Source organism: Ferruginibacter sp. SUN106 (assembly GCF_050611765.1).
GTDB lineage: Bacteria > Bacteroidota > Bacteroidia > Chitinophagales > Chitinophagaceae > Ferruginibacter.
This window is the reverse complement of sequence record NZ_JBODJC010000002.1, coordinates 572,434-591,007: the sequence shown is the minus strand read 5'-3', so window position 1 is coordinate 591,007 and position 18,574 is coordinate 572,434. Positions and strand designations below refer to the sequence as shown.

The following is an 18,574-nucleotide window of genomic DNA, read 5'->3' as shown; positions in this document are numbered from 1 at the left end:
CTTGGTATTTAGTTACTTCCACATTGCCTGCCTGCCGGCTTGTGTGCACTTTTGTGTTGTGTTGCTGAAGTGTGGTAACCTCACCCCTTCCCTCTCCAAAAAGGAGAGAGGGAAAGAGCAAACTTGCAAGGCACTAAAGCAGCATAATTTCTTAGAACATTTAATTAAAAAACTCAAAAATTATTTTATTATGAAAAAGATTTTATTCTTTCTATGTACACTTATGTTAAGTGCATCAGCAATTTTTAGCCAGGTTAGTGATGAAAAAAAATTAAAAGTAAAAGAGCTTGATCTAAAGGATTATGTACAGGATGCTACAAGGGTTGGCGCTGTAGACTGCAATTGTAACAACAACGTTTTAAAAGATGGCGGATTTGAAAAACTATCGGTTATAACCGGAGGCTCCGATATTTCAGCAAGTTCAAACCCATGGCAATTGAATACTTACTCTCCACAATGGACGAATACTTCAGGAGCTTGTAATAAAGGCTTTGTATCAATGTGGGGTAATAAGGTGGTGGGAGAATCCATCTATCAAAATGGTCTGCCTTTTACTCCCGGAACCTATACGGTAAAATTTACTGCAAGGTTTGCAAATCCTACTACCATATCTACTTTGGTAAGGCTGAAGATCTGGGCATTTAGTGGCAGCAGCCCAAGTGGTTATGACGCATCGGGATTTGCATCATTAAATATTACCAGTACAAACTGGGCAACTTATTCCATGAGCATCACAATTGCACCAGGCCAGACGGGCATTGTATTACATCCGGAAAATGACTACAATAAAAATGATGGCGCTTATGTTTCCTGGATTCAGCTGGATAATATTTGTATAGAAAAGGCCTGCAAAATTCCCGATGAAAAATGCGACCCTAAATTTGCAGCGGCACCATTTACAGTAAATTCACAAGGTAATATTGTAATTAATGTAAACCCGGCAATTACTGGCGGCGCAGAACATTACTGGGGTTTATTAGGAGCAAGTGGTACCACACCAACTGATAATACGCCTATACCACTTTCAACTATTTTATCTGGCGGCAGTTTTGGACTGCATGTGAGCAATACAGGTACCGTAACCCCAATCGGTATGGGTACAGGTATTACTGCAAGCAGTTCCGGTTATGGCTATCATTACGAAGGGGTTGATGTGGGCAAATGCTTTAAAATTACCCATTACGTTAAATGTTGCGGCAAATGGTATTCTCAAACTAATACTTATTGCACCCGCCTTTGTGTTGAAGTAAAGGAAGGGCCCGTTACAGAAATTTCTGCAAAGGAAGCAGAACAAATACAAACACTGGAAGCAACAAAAGGAAGAGGGTAAAATAATTTAAAAGTGAATACACTTTTACAAAAGTGTATTCACTTACTTAATCAATAAGTTTTTTCAAATGAAAAAGATAAAACAGTATATCATTATTATAGCAGTAAACTTTATTTGTCAGAATATATTTGCTCAAAGAGATATCATTTACAAAGTTGATACCACCCAGATCCGCTGCCGGATTTTAAAAACTACTGCAGATAAATACGAATATGCTTTTACCGATTCTGCATTAAAAATCTTTACAACCAAAATATTAAAATCATTGGTTGATTCTGTAAAATATAATTACTACGATAGTAACCTGGTACAAAATAAAATCTTCAATAAAAAAATAAAAAGACCTGCAGAGGAGGCAATTACAGCAGTACAAAAAAACTGGCTATTTACTTTTAGCATCGGCTTAAACCTGGGGAATATTTTGGAATTTAATTCTCCTTCGGGTAGTGATAAAAAAAGCTTATCCGGTACTGCTTCTGTAGACCTTGGATTGAACTATACCAAAGAGAGTAGCCGTCTTGCTATAACGAATGAATTACATTGGCTGTTCAGTTTGCAAAAATCTGGCTTAACCAGTGGCGCACATATACAAAGAATATCGGACGATATTAATACACTGCATGATTTTTCTATTGCCATTGGAAAAACAAAAAAATGGAATTTCAATTTAATCGCTAAAACCGCCACATCCGTTTTTACTATTTATAACGGAGATTATTTTAAAGATATTAACCTGCTGGGTAAATCGCAGGCTTTTTTAAGCCCTTATGATGTAACTATTTCGCCAGGTATAAAATGGCAGCCGGGTAAATATTTGCGCATTTCAATGTCGCCCTATTCTTTTAATTTATATGGTGTAAAAAACCAACAGGTTTCTACTACAGGCGTATTCATAACTGATGTTGACGCATCAGGCAACTATAAAAAATTTCTTTTTAAAAGATTGGGGGCAGAAGTGAATTTCTGGTACGACAGACGATTAAAAACCTGGTTAGAAATGCAGTATCGCCTGGGTATTTCATCTAACTATTTTGAGAAGATAGCTAAAAATGGTTTGTTAGATGGTTTGTTTATCACTAAAATTAAACTGGTAAAAAATCTTTATTTAACCCATAGGGCAGAACTAAAGGGTGATTTTTCAAGCACCCCTTTTAAGCCTTATTATAATCAATCTGTTTTACTAAGTTTTTCAAAATCTTTTTAAGCACAAAACTGTCTTACACTGTCGCTTTTTTCTTCCTCATCCAACCCGCAATCAAAACGATCAGCATTAATATACCAAAACCCAGGCGCCAGTAAACCCTTTTCATTTGTTTGTTTTCCTGCTCTTTTCGTGCAGCCATAAAAGCATCCAGGTTACGGGCATTCTGTTCATTAAAACGCACCATGTTCATAGAGTCTGTTCTATGCATACTCTCATTGATGGATTCATTCAGCTTTGCCGTAGCGCTCTCTATTTTAGCTGTATTATCATGCAATTCCTTTAATTGCTTTTCAGAAAGCTGGGCATGAGCAGTAACAGTACATAGCAACAATAATAAACTGAGTAGCTTCATTTTTTCTGTAAAAGAACTAATTGAAACCAAACATTACAATACCGTTGAGAGGGTATTTTTAAAGTAGTCTATCCGTTCAGCGATTGCATCATTTGTTCGGGATAGCGCATGCCTGCAGCCACATCTTTAGGAGCGATAGCATTTATTATTGCTAATTCTTCTGAAGTAAAATGAATATTCAATGCACCTGCGTTTTCTTCTAAGTATTTTATACGTTTAGTGCCAGGTATCGGGAAAATATTTTCATCCTGCGCTAATACCCATGCTAATGCCAGTTGCGAAGTAGTGCACCCTTTTTGCAAAGCCAGTTGTTCCAGTTTATTTACAATATCTAAATTCTTTTGAAAATTGTCGCCCTGGAAACGTGGCGAAAAGCGACGATAATCATCGGGTTCAAAATCATCAAACTTCTTTATCTGCCCGGTTAAAAAACCTCTGCCCAGGGGACTGTAAGCAACAAAAGCAATACCCAGTTCTTTACAGGTTTTTAGTATGTCATTTTCAGGATCTCTTGTCCATAACGAATATTCACTTTGTATGGCAGTAAGCGGATGAACGGCATGCGCTTTTCGTATAGTGGCTGCCGATACCTCTGATAAACCAATGCCACGTATCTTACCTGCTTTTACCAGGTCGGCCATAGCACCAACAGTTTCTTCAATAGGAGTGGCAGGGTCTGCACGGTGCAGGTAATACAGGTCAATAACATCTGTATCCAGTCTTTTTAAACTGGCTTCGCAGGAAGATTGTACATATTCCGGTTTGCCACTCAATCCTCTTTTCTGCGGATTGGCAGGATCACGAAGGATACCAAATTTGGTAGCCAGCGTAATTTGTTGTCTTATTCCCTTTAATGCTTTGCCTAATAATATTTCATTCAGGTGAGGGCCATAAACATCTGCTGTATCCCAGAAGGTAATGCCCAGGTCTAAAGCCCGGTGTAAGGTTTGTAAACTTTCAGCATCATTGGTAATGCCATAAAATTCACTCATACCCATACAGCCCAGTCCCAATTGAGATGCCATGATGCCTTGCGCACCTAATTTCTTATATAACATGGAAAATAATTTTAGAAGTGAACAATAAAGGTAAAACCTATTGCAATAGTTACAATGGCATTAACACAGCAACAACTATAACTTAACAATGCCACTATGCACCTTCAATCAATCCCACAGCATTACCCCAGGGATCAATAACAGTAGCGGCTTTTATTCCACCACCAACATCTGTTACATCAGATAAAATTGTTGCGCCCTTTTTTACCAATTGTTGTACGCATTGCTCAATATTATCTACCGACCAGTAGGCAATGGATTGATTGCCCCTGGTAACAGTTTCATCTTCGGGATGCAAACCCAATTCACAACCATTAAAATCAAAACCAACATAAAAAGGTTCGTCAAAATAAGGTTGATTGCCGGTAAGATCGATATACCATGCTTTTGCTTTTTGTACATCGCTTACATTGTAAATAACTGTTCTTAATTTTTTAAACATGGCGACCAGGGATTTCACAGCTTAACACGGATTAATACTTTTGCTTACAAAATGGTAAGCCAATGTAAAATTAAAAAGAAAAAGGGAGAACGATTACTCATTCTCCCTGACTTATTACTTGATGTACTTTTTATACTTCTCCCTTACTTCACCGATCCCATCTTAGCCTCAATGCTTAAAGTAGCATGCGGTACAGCACGTAAACGGGCTTTGTCTATCAGCTTACCTGTAACACGGCAAATGCCGTAGGTTTTGTTCTCAATACGCATCAATGCTTTTTCAAGGTGATCAATAAAAGTGATCTGGCGGCTGGCCATCTGGCTCAATTGCTCCCTTTCCATACTCATGCTGCCATCTTCCATGGTCATGTAACGGGCATCATCATTATCGCCACCCATTTCATCTTTACGGGTAATTAGACCTTGCAAATAAGCCAATTCTTTTTTAGCCGATTCCAGCTTACGCTGAATCAGTTCCCTGAATTCCTGAAGATCGTTATCACTATACCTTACAATGGGTGCACCCGGATCATTTTTAGGTTGATCCAAAACTGATTTGGTAAAATCTGGTTGGTACTTACGTGAGGTTTTGGTGTTTATTTTTGGAATAACAACGGGTTTAGGCGGTGCCACTTTAATATCTTTTGCTTTTACTGCAGCTGCAGATGGAGCAGGAGTGGTAGCTTTAACAGGGGCCGGTTTCACTTCCGGTTTCTTTTCTTCAACTTTTTTTGCCATAGGTTTTTGTACCGGTTTTGTTACAGTTACCGGCTTTTTTGATACTGGTTTTACGACTGGTTTAGCAACTTTTTTAACGGGTGCCGCTTTTTTGGCAACCGGTTTAGCTACTGGTTTTTTTGCTTTTGCCACCGGCTTAACTACCTTTTTAGGGGCTGGTTTTGCAGGTTTTTTAGCAGGTGCTACCTTTTTGGCAGCAGGTTTAACAGGTTTAGCAGGCTTTTTTGCCGCAGGTTTTGCAGCTTTCTTTTTTGTTGCCATGTTATGTTCCTTTTTTTATAACGTTCACATTTACAATGGATTCGTTAATTTCAATAGCGTTACCATCGTTAATTTCCGGCAAAAACTCTAAGGAATCAGCCAAAATTTCGGCGCAAATATAAGATTTATATTCACTAAAAGACGCTACCAGCCCTTCATTTGCAGATACTTTCACAATAATTCTGTCGGTAAGGTTAAAGCCACTATCCTTGCGGATATTTTGAATGCGGTTTACAAATTCACGGGCATCACCTTCTTTTTTAAGCTCATCGCTGATCACAATATCCAGAGCTACCGTTAAAGCACCTTTGTTGGCTACTTCAAAACCAGGTATCTCGTCGGTTGAAACTTCCAGGTCTTCTGCACTGATATATATTGCTTCTTCGCCCTTTGATGCATAATCAGTATTGAGCAGGTAATTGCCTTCCTGCACTTTATCGATGGTAGCATTATCAAATTTTACGATCTCATCAGCCGCCCATTTCATTTTTGCCCCCAGCTTTTTGCCCAGGGTTTTAAAATTGGCCTTGGCTTTTTTGCGGATGAAATTATTATCTTCTGCCAGTATCTCAATTTCTTTAATATTCGTTTCAGCCTTAATAATGTCTTCCACCAGTTTTATCCTTTGCACCATCTCTTTATCAATTACCGGTATAGAAACTTTTTGCAAAGGCTGCCGCACTTTAATATTTACTTTTTTACGCAACGACAATATTAAAGAAGAAGCATCCTGTGCCAGCTGCATTCTTTTTTCCAGGTCAGCATTAATCACCTCTTCTTTTACTGTAGGAAATAATACATGATGGACTGATTCGTTTGCAAAACGGTTGCTTACTTCATTCAGGTTAACAAATAACCAATCGGCAAAAAATGGTGCAATAGGTGCAATTAACAAAGACAAGGTTTCCAAACATTCGTACAAAGTCTGGTAAGCACAAATTTTATCCTGCTCATACTCACCTTTCCAGAAACGACGGCGGCATAAACGAACATACCAGTTGCTTAAATGAGAGTCAACAAATTCTTCAATAGCACGGCCAGCCTGCGTAGGCTCGTAGTCATCCATGCTTTGTTGTACCGTTTTTATTAAAGTATTTAAAGAAGATAAGATCCATTGATCAATCTCGGGCCTTTCTTTTAACGGCACATAGGTTTCTTTAAATGCAAAACCATCTACATTGGCATACAATGCAAAGAATTGATACGTATTATAAAGTGTACCAAAGAATTTACGTTGCACTTCCTGTATACCGCCAATATCAAATTTCAAACTATCCCATGGCGATGCATTGGTGATTAAATACCAGCGGGTGGCATCGGCACCATATTTATTAATGGTTTCAAACGGATCCACCACATTGCCCAGGCGTTTACTCATCTTATTGCCATTCTTATCCAATACCAAACCATTGCTCACTACTGTTTTGTAGGCAACAGAATCAAATAACAAAACACCTAATGCATGTAAAGTATAAAACCATCCTCTTGTCTGGTCCACACCTTCGGCAATAAAATCTGCCGGGAAAGATTTTTTAAACTGTTCTTTATTTTCAAAAGGAAAATGCCATTGTGCGTAAGGCATAGCACCGCTATCAAACCACACGTCAATTAAATCGGGCACACGTTTCATTGGTTTGCCGGTTGCAGATATCAATACGATGTCATCTACATAAGGTTTATGCAGGTCCAGTATGCCTTCGTGCAAATAATGTTTATTGGTTTCGCCACCTAAAACTTCTGCTGCTTTTCTTATTTCCGTATTTAATTCTTCAATGCTGCCGATACATTTTTGTTCTTCACCATCTTCTGTTTTCCAGATGGGCAAAGGTGTTCCCCAAAATCTTGAACGGCTTAAATTCCAGTCCACCATATTCTCTAACCAGTTACCAAAGCGGCCGGTGCCGGTGGCAGCAGGTTTCCAGTTGATGGTTTTATTCAGTTCCACCATTCTGTCTTTTACAGCTGTGGTTTTAATGAACCATGCATCCAGCGGATAATAAATAATAGGTTTATCAGTACGCCAGCAATGCGGATAATTATGTTCGTATTTCTCTACTTTAAAAGCCCTGTTCTCTAATTTTAATTTTACAGCAATGTCTACATTCACATCGATATAACCCTTCTCGTCCTTGTAATCTTTTACATAACGGCCGCTGAATTCACCTACGCCATCTACAAATTTTCCTTGTTTGTCCACTAATGTCAAAATACCCAGGTTATTTTTCTTACCAACCCGGTAATCATCTGCGCCAAATGCCGGTGCCGTGTGTACGATACCAGTACCATCTTCTGTGGTAACAAAATCACCAAGGATAACTCTGAATGGTTGTGCACCCGGAGTTATTTCCTGAATTTTTTCTAAAGTGTTTGCTTCGGAAGGTAATAATTGTTCGTATTCCACACCTTCAAGATCCTTGCCTTTAAATGCTGCAACGATTTTCCATGGAATCAATTTTACTTCAGCAGAATAATTATCAAAGTCACCATTCTCTCCTTCTGCTTTAAAGTATTTACTGACCAAAGCTTTTGCCAGTATTACATCTATCGGAAGATGCGTATAGGGATTGAAAGTTTTTACTAAAACGTAATCAATATTTGGTCCTGCCGTTAACCCAAGATTGGAAGGCAGCGTCCATGGAGTGGTGGTCCATGCCATTAAATAAACATCTGCCGCAACATTGTGCAGTTTAAATTTTGAATTCTGAATTACCCTGAACATCACCGTTGCACTGGTATCCTTTACATCTTTATACGTACCCGGCTGGTTTAATTCATGCGATGATAAACCTGTACCTGCAGCAGGCGAGTACGGTTGTATGCTCACACTCTCGTACAGGTAACCTTTCTTATACAATTCACTCAGGCACCACCACAATGTTTCAATATAATTATTTTCAAAAGTAATGTAGGGATTATTCAGGTCAACCCAGTAGCCCATGCGCTGGGTGATGTCATCCCATTTATCTTTAAAGCGCATCACCACTTCACGGCATTTTTTATTATAATCTTCTACGCTTATTTTTTTGCCGATATCTTCTTTGGTAATACCCAGTTCTTTTTCCACACCCAATTCAATAGGCAGGCCATGGGTATCCCAGCCACCTTTACGTTGCACCTGGAAACCCTGCATGGTTTTGTAACGGCATACCAAATCTTTTAAAGTACGGCTGATTACATGGTGAATACCGGGCATGCCATTGGCACTTGGTGGCCCTTCATAAAAAACGAATGGTGTTTCCCCTTCCCTCAACTCCACACTTTTTTCAAAAGCATGGGCCTGGTTCCATTTGGCTAAAATTTCTTCCCCGATAGAGGGTAAATTCAACTGGTTATATTCTTTGTATTTGCCTGCCATAAAATTTCCGGTCATTGGTCACACGTCCTTGTCTGACCATGTTAAAAAATCGATGGTCTGACGTCCTCGTCTGACCATGCTAAAATAAGTGTGCAAAGGTACTAAAATAGGCGATGCCCGAAACACATTATTCAGGAACTTAATAGAGTTATGATAGCAGAAATTAAATGCCCCTGCAAAATTTCACTACGTAGTTTTCAATATACAAACTGGTTAAATTACGATGCCTATGTTTTTGACACACAACCCATTATAGTAAAAATGCGTGAAAGCCTTATCGCTATTCACTTTTGCTGCTAGTTATCCACATTTTTTAGCATTGGCATAATATTGGTAAATATTCAGGGAAGGCAGTTTTGTGATGAAAGGCTTTTTATAAATTCTTTATTGCAAATCCCCTCAATATATAAATAGTAGTTTTCCAATACCAATGAACATATACATTTCCAATATTGTTGAAATAAAATTATTACAAACACAAACGTGTTTTAAATTTTTGCTGGTTTAGGGTTTTATTAGGGTAAAGACGGGGGTAGTCTTACTCCCGTCACATTTTTTTTATACAATAAAATGGGGTCCGTTTTTAAAATCCATATCCAGAAAATGAATTCTCCAATATCCAACAAAACCAATAAAATCTGATTCCGTAAAAAAGCCACTTTATTTGTGCTTGGCGAAAATTCGTACAAGAAAAAGCATCCCGGTAATTTCGGGATGCTTTTTGTTTTTAGTACATTGTTCTATTTAGAAACTCTTAGAGTTGTTGGATTGATAGGTATAACGGAATCGATAAATTAAACGCTGTGGCACAGGGCCTGTAAATGCTTCGTAATCTACTGCCAGCAGTTCCATTTTTACATAATAGTTATCTGCAGTGCGAAAGATAAAGGTTTGGCCTGCTTTAGGTGAAAAAGCATGTGTGGTTGGATTATAATCGTACCAGCTGCCATCTTTAATAGCTTTTTGAGAAGCTGTAGTATCATAAGCATAACCTGCATCAGGAGCTGCGGTTACATTACTATAGATACCGGTTTGCAAAATGGCTCCTGCATTACCTGGCCCGTAAGTATGGCTGTTTAAAATAAATGTGGTGAATCGCAAACCGAAATCCCATTTGGTAGTAGCACTGTCGCTGTTGGCAACGATGGCATCATTTTTAAAACTAAAAAAAGTATAAGCGGTTGCAGAGCTGAAATTCACTTTTACAGAATCTGTTTTTTCGATAATGGTTACCTGCGGGGTAGCGGTATCTTTTTTGCATGAACTTACGGTAAAAAGTAAAGCTGTGCCTAATACCGCAGTTGCTAAAATTGTTTTTTTCATTTGATTATTGTTTTTTGTTGTAAGAAAGTATATGGTTAAGATTAATGTTGCAATTGACAAAATAAGTTCTGCCATACAGGTTGGGCAGTTTATCCTTATCACGATGATTTAAAATATTATCACTACCTGTTTGTAATTCAAATCCGCATTTAAATGTTTTGGTTACAGAAGCATTAAGCAAGGTATAACCGCTTACATATTCCCTGCTATCATCTAAAATATTGTTACCATTAATATCGCTATACCCATAGCGCCCACGATAGATTGCCCTGATGCTGGAAGAGAAATTATTTTTATGATTATTGTACACCAGCTGAAGATTAGCCGCATGTTTACTGCGATTGAATAAACCTCCATAATCTTTCATACTCACATAAGTACTTACAAAAGTTACCGGGTCTCTTTTTACTACCTGGCTGGCCTGTATTTTTTTTACGATGTCTTTGTCTTTAGCTTCTAAATACTGGTAGCCACCACTGATAGTGAATTTTTTGTTTAATTGCTGATTAATATTCACATCAAAACCACGGGTAAATACTTTGTTGATATTCTGGTAACTGTAAATAGACTGGTTATTCACCTTGGTGAAAGGAAGATTGTACCGGTCAATTAAATTATTGATATCATTACGAAACAGGTTTGAAGTGATTTGTGTTTTATTACTCAAGGTAAAACGCATGCCGATATTGGTACCAACAGATTTTTCAGGTAATAAAGTATGGCTGCCCAGGTATGGGGTGATATTTATTGAAGGGTCAATTTGTCCCTGTTGTTGTAATTGTTGTAAACCACTTGAAAGTTCACTAGCACCTAATAAGGTATACCCTACCAGGGAGTTAGTGAAATTTAAAAACTGCTGGCGAAAATCCGGTGCTTTAAACCCTGTACCTATTGATGCATTAACAGTAAGTTTATTAAAAAATTTATAGGCTACTGCTAATTTAGGATTGAATTGCAGGTTGTATAATGTGTGTTTATCTAATCTTGCACCCGCAGTTACATTTAACCTGTTGCTGAACAACCATTCTTTTTGTGTAAAGAAATAAAAGGCATTAAAATTATGGCTTTCAGCATAGCGGTTGGCATCAATGGTTTCGTAATTATAACCGGCACCGGCTATTAATTTCTGGTTGATCTTTTCACCTGCTTCAATCTGTATTTCGGGTTTTAATAAAAACTGGTGTAAGAATGATTTATCATACAATTGCTTATTGTCTTGTAAAAAAACTTCTGCATTGTTCTGGTAACCGGTAATATACAACAGGGTAGCTAATTTTATTTTTTTAGAAAGCGTAGTTAATAACTGGTTGTTTACACTCCAGTCAGATTCGTTACTGGTGCCATCCACTGCATCAGGCTGTGCACCTGTATACACGAGGTAATTATTAAATTGCTTTTGAGTAAATACCCTTGCAGCAGTTTGCAATTGTGTGCGGCTGCTGATATCATAAAACATTTTTGCAGCAAAAGAATAATTGCGGTAGGGGTCAGCAGTTTTACCGTAAATCGTTTTATCCAGATCGTAACCACTACTGCTGTAGCGATTGGCAAATAACTGAAAAGCAGTTTTATTTTTTTTGATAAAAGAACTGGCAGTAAAGCCCCAGGTATTATTGGTTGAATGATGCAGCTGTATACCTGCTGTAGTATTTTTTGGTTTTTCAGTAATGATATTAATAACACCGGCCAATGCATCGCTGCCGTATAAACTGGTAGCAGGGCCTTTTACAATTTCTATTTGTTGAATATTACCTACTGCCACCCTGCCAAGGTTTAAAATACCGGCATTTCTGCCGGTAAGCGGTTCTCCATCTAATAATATTAAAGTATAAGCAGGATCAAGGCCCTGTAATTGTATGCCGCTTCCGAATGGATTGGGATAACCTTGTAATGCTTGCCCTAATGGATTATCAGCCAATACCAAACCTGTTTGCTGTTGTAAAATATCAATCAGTTTTTGAGAGCCTGTTTGCTGTATGAATTTTTTACTGATTACTTGTATAGGAACAGGAATGTTGCCAATACTTTTTTGGGTACGTGTAGCAGTAACTATAACTTCATCAATAGTAGTAAGTTTATTAAAGCCCGTATCTTTTACATTTTTTTGTGCAAATGAAAAATTGGCTACTAATAATCCTCCTAAAAGAAGACTAAAGATGTTGTTATATTTTTTTATTGCTTTCATTTTATTAACACAAAGTTGTTTCAGCAATAAAAGAGTTTTATCACAGAATTGTCATTATGTTTTGTACAGAGGAAAAATGCAATTGTTTTACGAAGTGGTGACAGACATACTAAGAAAGATCAGGTGGCCACATGAGCAATGTCATAAAAAACAATTTTAAATCAGTTGCGGATACCAGAAAAGAATAAACTATTGTAAACGTTTCTTACAAAATGCAAAAAATATTCCGGTAACAGAATATTTTTTGCATTGATAAGAATATACCAGGGAGGTATTAAAATTTATAACTTATAGTAGAAGTAAATTGTCTTGGCGCAATAGGATTTACACTATTGTCATCATGTACATTATAACTTAACTGGTTCAAAATATTATTTACTTTAAACCGGAAACGTACATTCTGATAAGTGTAACCAATGCTGGCTTCAAATAAAAAGTATTCGGGTACAGGCATTAATGCATATCCGGGATTTGCTTTTGTCGTACTTCTGCCCGCTACTCTTTCTCCTACATAATAAATACCAACACCTGCATTTAAACCATTTAATTTATGGGTTGGTTTTACAGTGTAATAAATATGTGTGTTGGCGGTATGATTAGGAGTATATAAAATTCTGCTGCCGGGAACATACAACGTGCTTTTTTTGTAACGGATATCATTATAACTATAACCTGCATTGATATTAAAGCCATTAATGCTTTTAGTTACCACATCCAGTTCCACACCTTTACTCTGTGTTTGTCCGCCAATTTCCCTGCGGCTGTCGGTAGGTGAAAGATTGGGATAACTCTGCACTGCATTGTTGTTATTGATGATATAACCGGTAGCATTAACAGAAACCAGGTTATTAAACAACAAGGTTTTTACGCCTAATTCGTATTGGTTAATGATGGAAGGTTTTAGTATCACACCAAAAGTATCCACCGCTGTATTTAGCTCGTAGGTATTAGTGTAACTGGTAAATACCGAAATGTTTTTAGTGGGTTGATATACCAGCCCGACCCTGGGACTAAAAGCATCGTTGGTTCTGTTTTCGCTGTGTATTTTTTCAATACCGGTAGCATAAATACTATCCAGTGTTTCTGTTTTAGAAACAGAATATCTTACACCTGCCAGCATTTTTATTGTAGAAGTGATCTCAACAAAGTCCTGTACATATATACCCAGGCGGCTTACAGGCGCATTGGTATAAAAGGTCCATGGTACATTGGGTACATCGTTTCTTTGTGTGTATTGTTTAGTGCCGAAAATATTTACTGTATCATAGATATTTTTTTTGTCAGCCCTGAATTGTGTGAGATCATAAGTATAGGCAGTGGTTTTAATCATATCCGCATCAATACCCGCCAATAAAGTGTGAGAAATTTTTCCCGTTAAAAATTTTCCTGTTATATCTACGGAAGCAAAATTATATTGCTCGATATTTTTATTTCTTACCAGGCCTCTTATCCATCTGCCATAATTGGCAGCGGTAGAATCAATAAACTGGCTGTTGGCATTGGGCCTTGCAGCGCCAAATAATTCATTATTATATTTCCTGGTGCTGAATACTGCTTTTATTTGCCAGTTATCATTTAACTTATGCGTAAGCGTTGATGTAGCTGCAAGTTGTTCTGCATTGTTATAACTCCAGGGCAGGTTTAAATAAAGGCTTCTGGGTGTATTGGCTACTTTGTAATAAATAGCGCCGGTACCAAAATCAAGATTACGGTTGTCTTGTGTATAATCGCCTTCCAGCAGCAACTCTGTTTTAGCACCTATTTTTATTAATAAAGAAGGGTTGATATAAAAACGTTGTGATTTTACACCATCTCTGTAACTGCCGGCTTTGGTAAAGCTGCTGTTAACCCTGTAAGCAACATGTTTGCTGTTGTTAATAGCGCCATATACATCAATAGCAGGTTTATAATAATCGTAGCTGCCCGTTTGAAAACTCACACTACCCCCATTATTAAATATTGGTTTTTTGGTTACGATATTTAATACGCCACCTGCACCAACAGTACCAAATAAAATAGCGTTGCCACCTTTTAGTACTTCAATATTTTCCAGGCCACTTACTTCTGGCATAATGCTGTTATTATATCTTACGCCATTTTTAAAAGTATTGTTGCTGTTAAATGCAAAACCTCTTGATGCCAGTTCTTCCTGGTAACCGCCGGTGGTACCCATTACATAAACGCCATTTAAATTCTGTACTGCATCACCTAATGTTTGTACCTGCTGGCGTTCAATTACCTGGCGCTCAATTACAGCAGTGGCTTGTGGCAGATCCATTGGTTTAACAGGCAATTTACCAATAGTTGCTATCCGGTCTAATTTAGTTTTAGTGGCAGCAATAATGATCTCTGTAAGTTCGGTGTAGTTTTCCACCAATATAAAATTGATGATTTCTTCGCCATTCTCTTTTATAATAGTAAAGTGTTTTACCTGTGTTGCAAGGCCTGTATAAGAAACCACTAAATTGTATTTCCCCGGGTTGAGTTTCGAAAAATGATAGCTGCCATCTTCAGCAGTGATCGCTGTTTGGTTGGTTTCTGTAAGCTGCACATTTACTTTAGCTGCAGGTTTACCGTCGCTGGTAGTTACCATTCCTTTTAATAAAAAATTTTGCGCCCCGGCTGTTATAAATAAAAAGGAACTTATAGAAAGCAGGAGTAGTTTTTTAAGCAGTGTATTGTTCATAAATAAAATTTCTGTTGGTTGATTTGATAATGAACGCAAAGAAAGTTTAACTGAACTGACTGGTTGTTACGCAATCGGTAACTCGGTTTACATAAAACGGAAAACTAAAAATTAGTGGAGTAATAATTCACAAGGCTTAATGCCGGTGTGTTTTTTAAACGCAGTGCTAAAGTGAGAGATAGAGGAGTAGCCCAGTAAAGAAGATACTTCGGTTACACTCAACCCTTTATCGTACAATAAATATTTAGCATGTTCCATTCTCTGGGTTTGATAAAAATCAAAAATGGTGGTGCCGAATAATTCTTTAAATCCTTTTTTAAGATAACATTCGTTGATGGCAACTTTACGGCTTAAAGCTTTAATGGTTAAAGGTTCGCCGATATGCTGCAATAAGATAGCTCTTGCATTGGTGATCTTTTCCCTGTCATCGGCATTAGCCAAAAACTTACAACTGAATTTTTCTTCGTGGTTATGATCACCCATCATACAATCCATGCTGTACAGCAACAGAATTTGTGTCTGGGCATTTAAAAAGATATTCTCTAAACTTTCGGTATAGGTATGATTCAGTAAAGCTTCAATGGCCATTCTGGTTTTACCGCACAAAGGCAATGTTTTGGTAAAAGAAGTGGTATGATCAAAAGAAAGCACATCATCCGAAAGCGTAGCATTCTTTTTGCCGCTGGTAAATTGTTTTAAATAAGAAGGAGAGAAGCTGAAACTCAATACATCCACACTATCCACTTTTTCCACGCAGGTTTTAGAGGAATTGAATTTACAGTAATCACATTCCGTCTTTTTTTCACGGCAGTATACATTGCCACTCACGCAAAATTTAAGCTGGATATAATTTTCTGAAGGATTGTTCTTTTCGGTATGATAAATGAGCATACCGGTATCATCAATATTCCACTGTGGTTCCTTAGCGTACCTTTTAATGGAATAATTTACGCTACCCGGAATCTGCTTTTCCTTATGCATTAATAGTTGCATCTGGTTCTGCATCAACGGCTGACGGTAGGCTAATTCTAATATGTCTGCGTGCTCTGGCATCTTTGTATATGCAAATATAATGCATCCTGCATTATCCTGCAAACTGATATTGATCAGGGCTTAAATTTTCCGCTTTTCGGCAATTAAAATTTTGTGGAAAAGTTATCGATAATTAACAGTTTTAAAGCCGTTTTGCATCACCAAAAACCCTTTATTTTTAGTATATTTGCCGATAATCGATTTTATAAAAAAATAAAGCCAGATTAACCCATTTATGAGTACAGAAACAGTAGAAAGAACCGAAGCCCAGAAAGCCAGCTATGGCGCCGACAGTATCCAGGTTTTAGAAGGTTTGGAAGCCGTACGTAAACGCCCCGCCATGTATATTGGCGATATCGGCGTAAAAGGTTTGCATCATCTTGTTTACGAGGTTGTAGATAACTCCATTGATGAAGCATTAGCGGGCCATTGTAAAAATATCAGCGTAACTATTAATGAAGATAATTCCATCACTGTTGAAGATGATGGCCGTGGTATCCCTACAGGCATGCACACTAAAGAAAATCGTAGTGCACTGGAAGTGGTAATGACCGTTTTGCATGCCGGTGGTAAATTTGATAAGGATTCTTATAAAGTATCCGGCGGTTTGCATGGCGTGGGTGTAAGTTGCGTTAACGCATTAAGTACTAAACTGCATGTTACCGTTAACCGTGATGGTAAAATATTTGAACAGGAATATGGTATCGGTATTCCAAAATATCCCGTAAGGGAAATCGGTACATCTGATACACATGGTACCAAAGTACAGTTCTGGCCCGATCTTACCATATTTACATCCGGTATTTACAATCGTGAAATCTTAGAGGGCAGATTAAGAGAGTTGGCTTTCTTAAACAGGAAGATCACTATTCACATCAGCGACTTACGTGAAAAAGATGACGAGGGAAAAGTTTACAGCAAAACATTTTACAGCGAAGGCGGTATTGTGGAGTTTGTGGAAATGATTGATAAAAATGCCAATCGGTTGCCCTTAATACCAAGAGTAATTTATTGCGAAGGTTTAGATACCGGCAGTAATGTAATGGTGGAAGTAGCCATGGTGTACAATGCAGGCTACCAGGAAAATATCTTCAGTTATGTAAATAATATCAATACCATTGAAGGGGGTACGCATGTGGCAGGTTTCCGCCGCAGTATTACCAGGGTATTTAAAAGCTATGGCGAAAAACAAGGTTTGTTCGAAAAAGCCAAAGTGGTAATTGAAGGAGATGATTTCAGGGAAGGCCTATCAGCTATTATTTCTGTAAAAGTTCCCGAGCCACAATTTGAAGGACAAACCAAGACCAAGCTGGGTAACAGTGAAGTAATGGGTGTGGTGGATACTACCTTAAGCCGTGTTTTAGAAGCTTATTTAGAAGAAAACCCTAAAGAGGCTAAAACCATCATCCAGAAAGTAATACTGGCAGCACAGGCAAGAGCAGCAGCCCGTAAGGCAAGAGAAATGGTACAACGTAAAAGTGTACTCACCGGTGGCGGCTTGCCTGGTAAACTGGCCGATTGCAGCGATAAAGATCCCGGAAAATGTGAGTTATTCCTTGTGGAAGGAGACTCGGCGGGAGGTACAGCCAAGCAGGGGCGTGACAGAAGCTTCCAGGCTATTCTGCCTTTGCGTGGTAAAATACTGAATGTAGAAAAGGCAATGGAACATAAGATCTACGATAATGAGGAAATAAGAAATATGTTTACCGCATTGGGGGTTAAAATTGGTACAGTAGACGATCCTAAAGCATTAGATACTTCTAAACTGCGTTATCACAAGCTGATCATTATGACGGATGCGGATGTGGATGGAAGCCATATCGCTACTTTGATCCTTACTTTTATTTTCCGTTACATGAAAGAATTGGTGGAACAGGGAAATGTATACATCGCACAACCACCATTGTATTTAATTAAAAAAGGTAAAGAACAGGAATATGCCTGGACGGATGAAGAACGTAAAGGGTTGATACAATTATTCGGACAAGGAAAAGATGAAAGTGTAAATACACAACGCTATAAAGGTTTGGGTGAAATGAACGCCGAACAATTATGGGAAACTACCATGAATCCTGTAACAAGAACATTGAAACAGGTTACTATTGAAAGTGCTGCAGAAGCTGATCGTGTATTTAGTATGTTGATGGGTGATGAAGTGCCGCCACGCAGGGAGTTTATTGAAACCCACGCCAAATATGCAAAGATTGACGTGTAGTTTTGAAAATAATTTTAAAGGGTTGAATTTTCAACCCTTTTTTATTGGTACTAACCTGGTTAAACAACTTGCAATAATTCCTGCTCCTGGATAATTTAGGTATCATTGCCAAATACTGTAAAGCTGAAGCTGTATTATGCCTTAGTGTAACATTTTTTCAATATAAAATAGTATAAGACACACTAAAGGATAGTCGTATCAACGCCCCGGCTAAGCCGTACTAAAGCCGGCATTACTCCGTACAGAAGCCGGCATTACTCCGTACCAGATTCGGCTTTCTTCCTTATCATCTTCTATACAACCTCTGCGAATATACGTTCTGGCATCAACTATTGTTCTCCTTATTAACCGTCACAAACCAATTGTTAAAGTCGGGTTTTTAACAAGTGTCAAT

12 protein-coding genes are annotated in these 18,574 nt (G+C 38.0%); 3 read left to right on the top strand and 9 right to left on the bottom strand.

What is annotated here, in order from left to right; genetic code table 11:
- The first annotated feature begins 190 nt into the window (after positions 1-190).
- Complete coding sequence (locus tag ACQ334_RS08465) at positions 191-1,330, top strand: hypothetical protein (protein ID WP_430987756.1); 1,140 nt, start codon at positions 191-193, stop codon at positions 1,328-1,330.
- A gap of 67 nt (positions 1,331-1,397) precedes the next feature.
- Complete coding sequence (locus ACQ334_RS08460; protein WP_430987755.1) at positions 1,398-2,534, top strand: hypothetical protein; 1,137 nt, start codon at positions 1,398-1,400, stop codon at positions 2,532-2,534.
- Positions 2,535-2,547: 13 nt separating this feature from the next.
- Here ACQ334_RS08460 and ACQ334_RS08455 read toward each other — a convergent pair whose 3' ends face one another.
- The 9 genes from ACQ334_RS08455 to ACQ334_RS08415 all read right to left on the bottom strand — a co-directional run bounded on the left by ACQ334_RS08455 (position 2,548) and on the right by ACQ334_RS08415 (position 15,986).
- A complete protein-coding gene (locus ACQ334_RS08455; protein ID WP_430987754.1) occupies positions 2,548-2,886 on the bottom strand; it encodes a hypothetical protein in 339 nt (112 codons plus the stop codon).
- Positions 2,887-2,954: 68 nt separating this feature from the next.
- The gene (locus ACQ334_RS08450; RefSeq protein ID WP_430987753.1) at positions 2,955-3,944 is read right to left on the bottom strand and encodes an aldo/keto reductase; all 990 of its coding nucleotides are present in this window, start codon (positions 3,942-3,944) and stop codon (positions 2,955-2,957) included.
- A gap of 94 nt (positions 3,945-4,038) precedes the next feature.
- A complete protein-coding gene (locus ACQ334_RS08445) occupies positions 4,039-4,386 on the bottom strand; it encodes a VOC family protein (RefSeq protein ID WP_430987752.1) in 348 nt (115 codons plus the stop codon).
- A gap of 143 nt (positions 4,387-4,529) precedes the next feature.
- Positions 4,530-5,384, bottom strand: coding sequence for a TraR/DksA family transcriptional regulator (locus ACQ334_RS08440; RefSeq protein ID WP_430987751.1), 855 nt, complete (start codon positions 5,382-5,384; stop codon positions 4,530-4,532).
- A 1-nt stretch (position 5,385) separates the two neighbouring features.
- The gene (gene ileS / locus ACQ334_RS08435; protein ID WP_430987750.1) at positions 5,386-8,739 is read right to left on the bottom strand and encodes an isoleucine--tRNA ligase; all 3,354 of its coding nucleotides are present in this window, start codon (positions 8,737-8,739) and stop codon (positions 5,386-5,388) included.
- 744 nt (positions 8,740-9,483) lie between these two features.
- Entirely contained in the window at positions 9,484-10,062 is a 579-nt protein-coding gene (locus ACQ334_RS08430; RefSeq protein WP_430987749.1) for an HmuY family protein, read from the bottom strand.
- Between the two features lie 4 nt (positions 10,063-10,066).
- Entirely contained in the window at positions 10,067-12,247 is a 2,181-nt protein-coding gene (locus tag ACQ334_RS08425; RefSeq protein WP_430987748.1) for a TonB-dependent receptor plug domain-containing protein, read from the bottom strand.
- Between the two features lie 274 nt (positions 12,248-12,521).
- Positions 12,522-14,933 (bottom strand): TonB-dependent siderophore receptor, encoded by a 2,412-nt coding sequence (locus ACQ334_RS08420; protein WP_430987747.1) that lies wholly within the window; start codon positions 14,931-14,933, stop codon positions 12,522-12,524.
- A gap of 111 nt (positions 14,934-15,044) precedes the next feature.
- The gene (locus ACQ334_RS08415; RefSeq protein ID WP_430987746.1) at positions 15,045-15,986 is read right to left on the bottom strand and encodes a helix-turn-helix domain-containing protein; all 942 of its coding nucleotides are present in this window, start codon (positions 15,984-15,986) and stop codon (positions 15,045-15,047) included.
- Positions 15,987-16,200: 214 nt separating this feature from the next.
- Here ACQ334_RS08415 and gyrB point away from each other — a divergent pair, with 214 nt between their 5' ends.
- Positions 16,201-18,180 (top strand): DNA topoisomerase (ATP-hydrolyzing) subunit B, encoded by a 1,980-nt coding sequence (gyrB, locus tag ACQ334_RS08410; RefSeq protein ID WP_430987745.1) that lies wholly within the window; start codon positions 16,201-16,203, stop codon positions 18,178-18,180.
- The last annotated feature ends 394 nt before the right edge of the window (positions 18,181-18,574 follow it).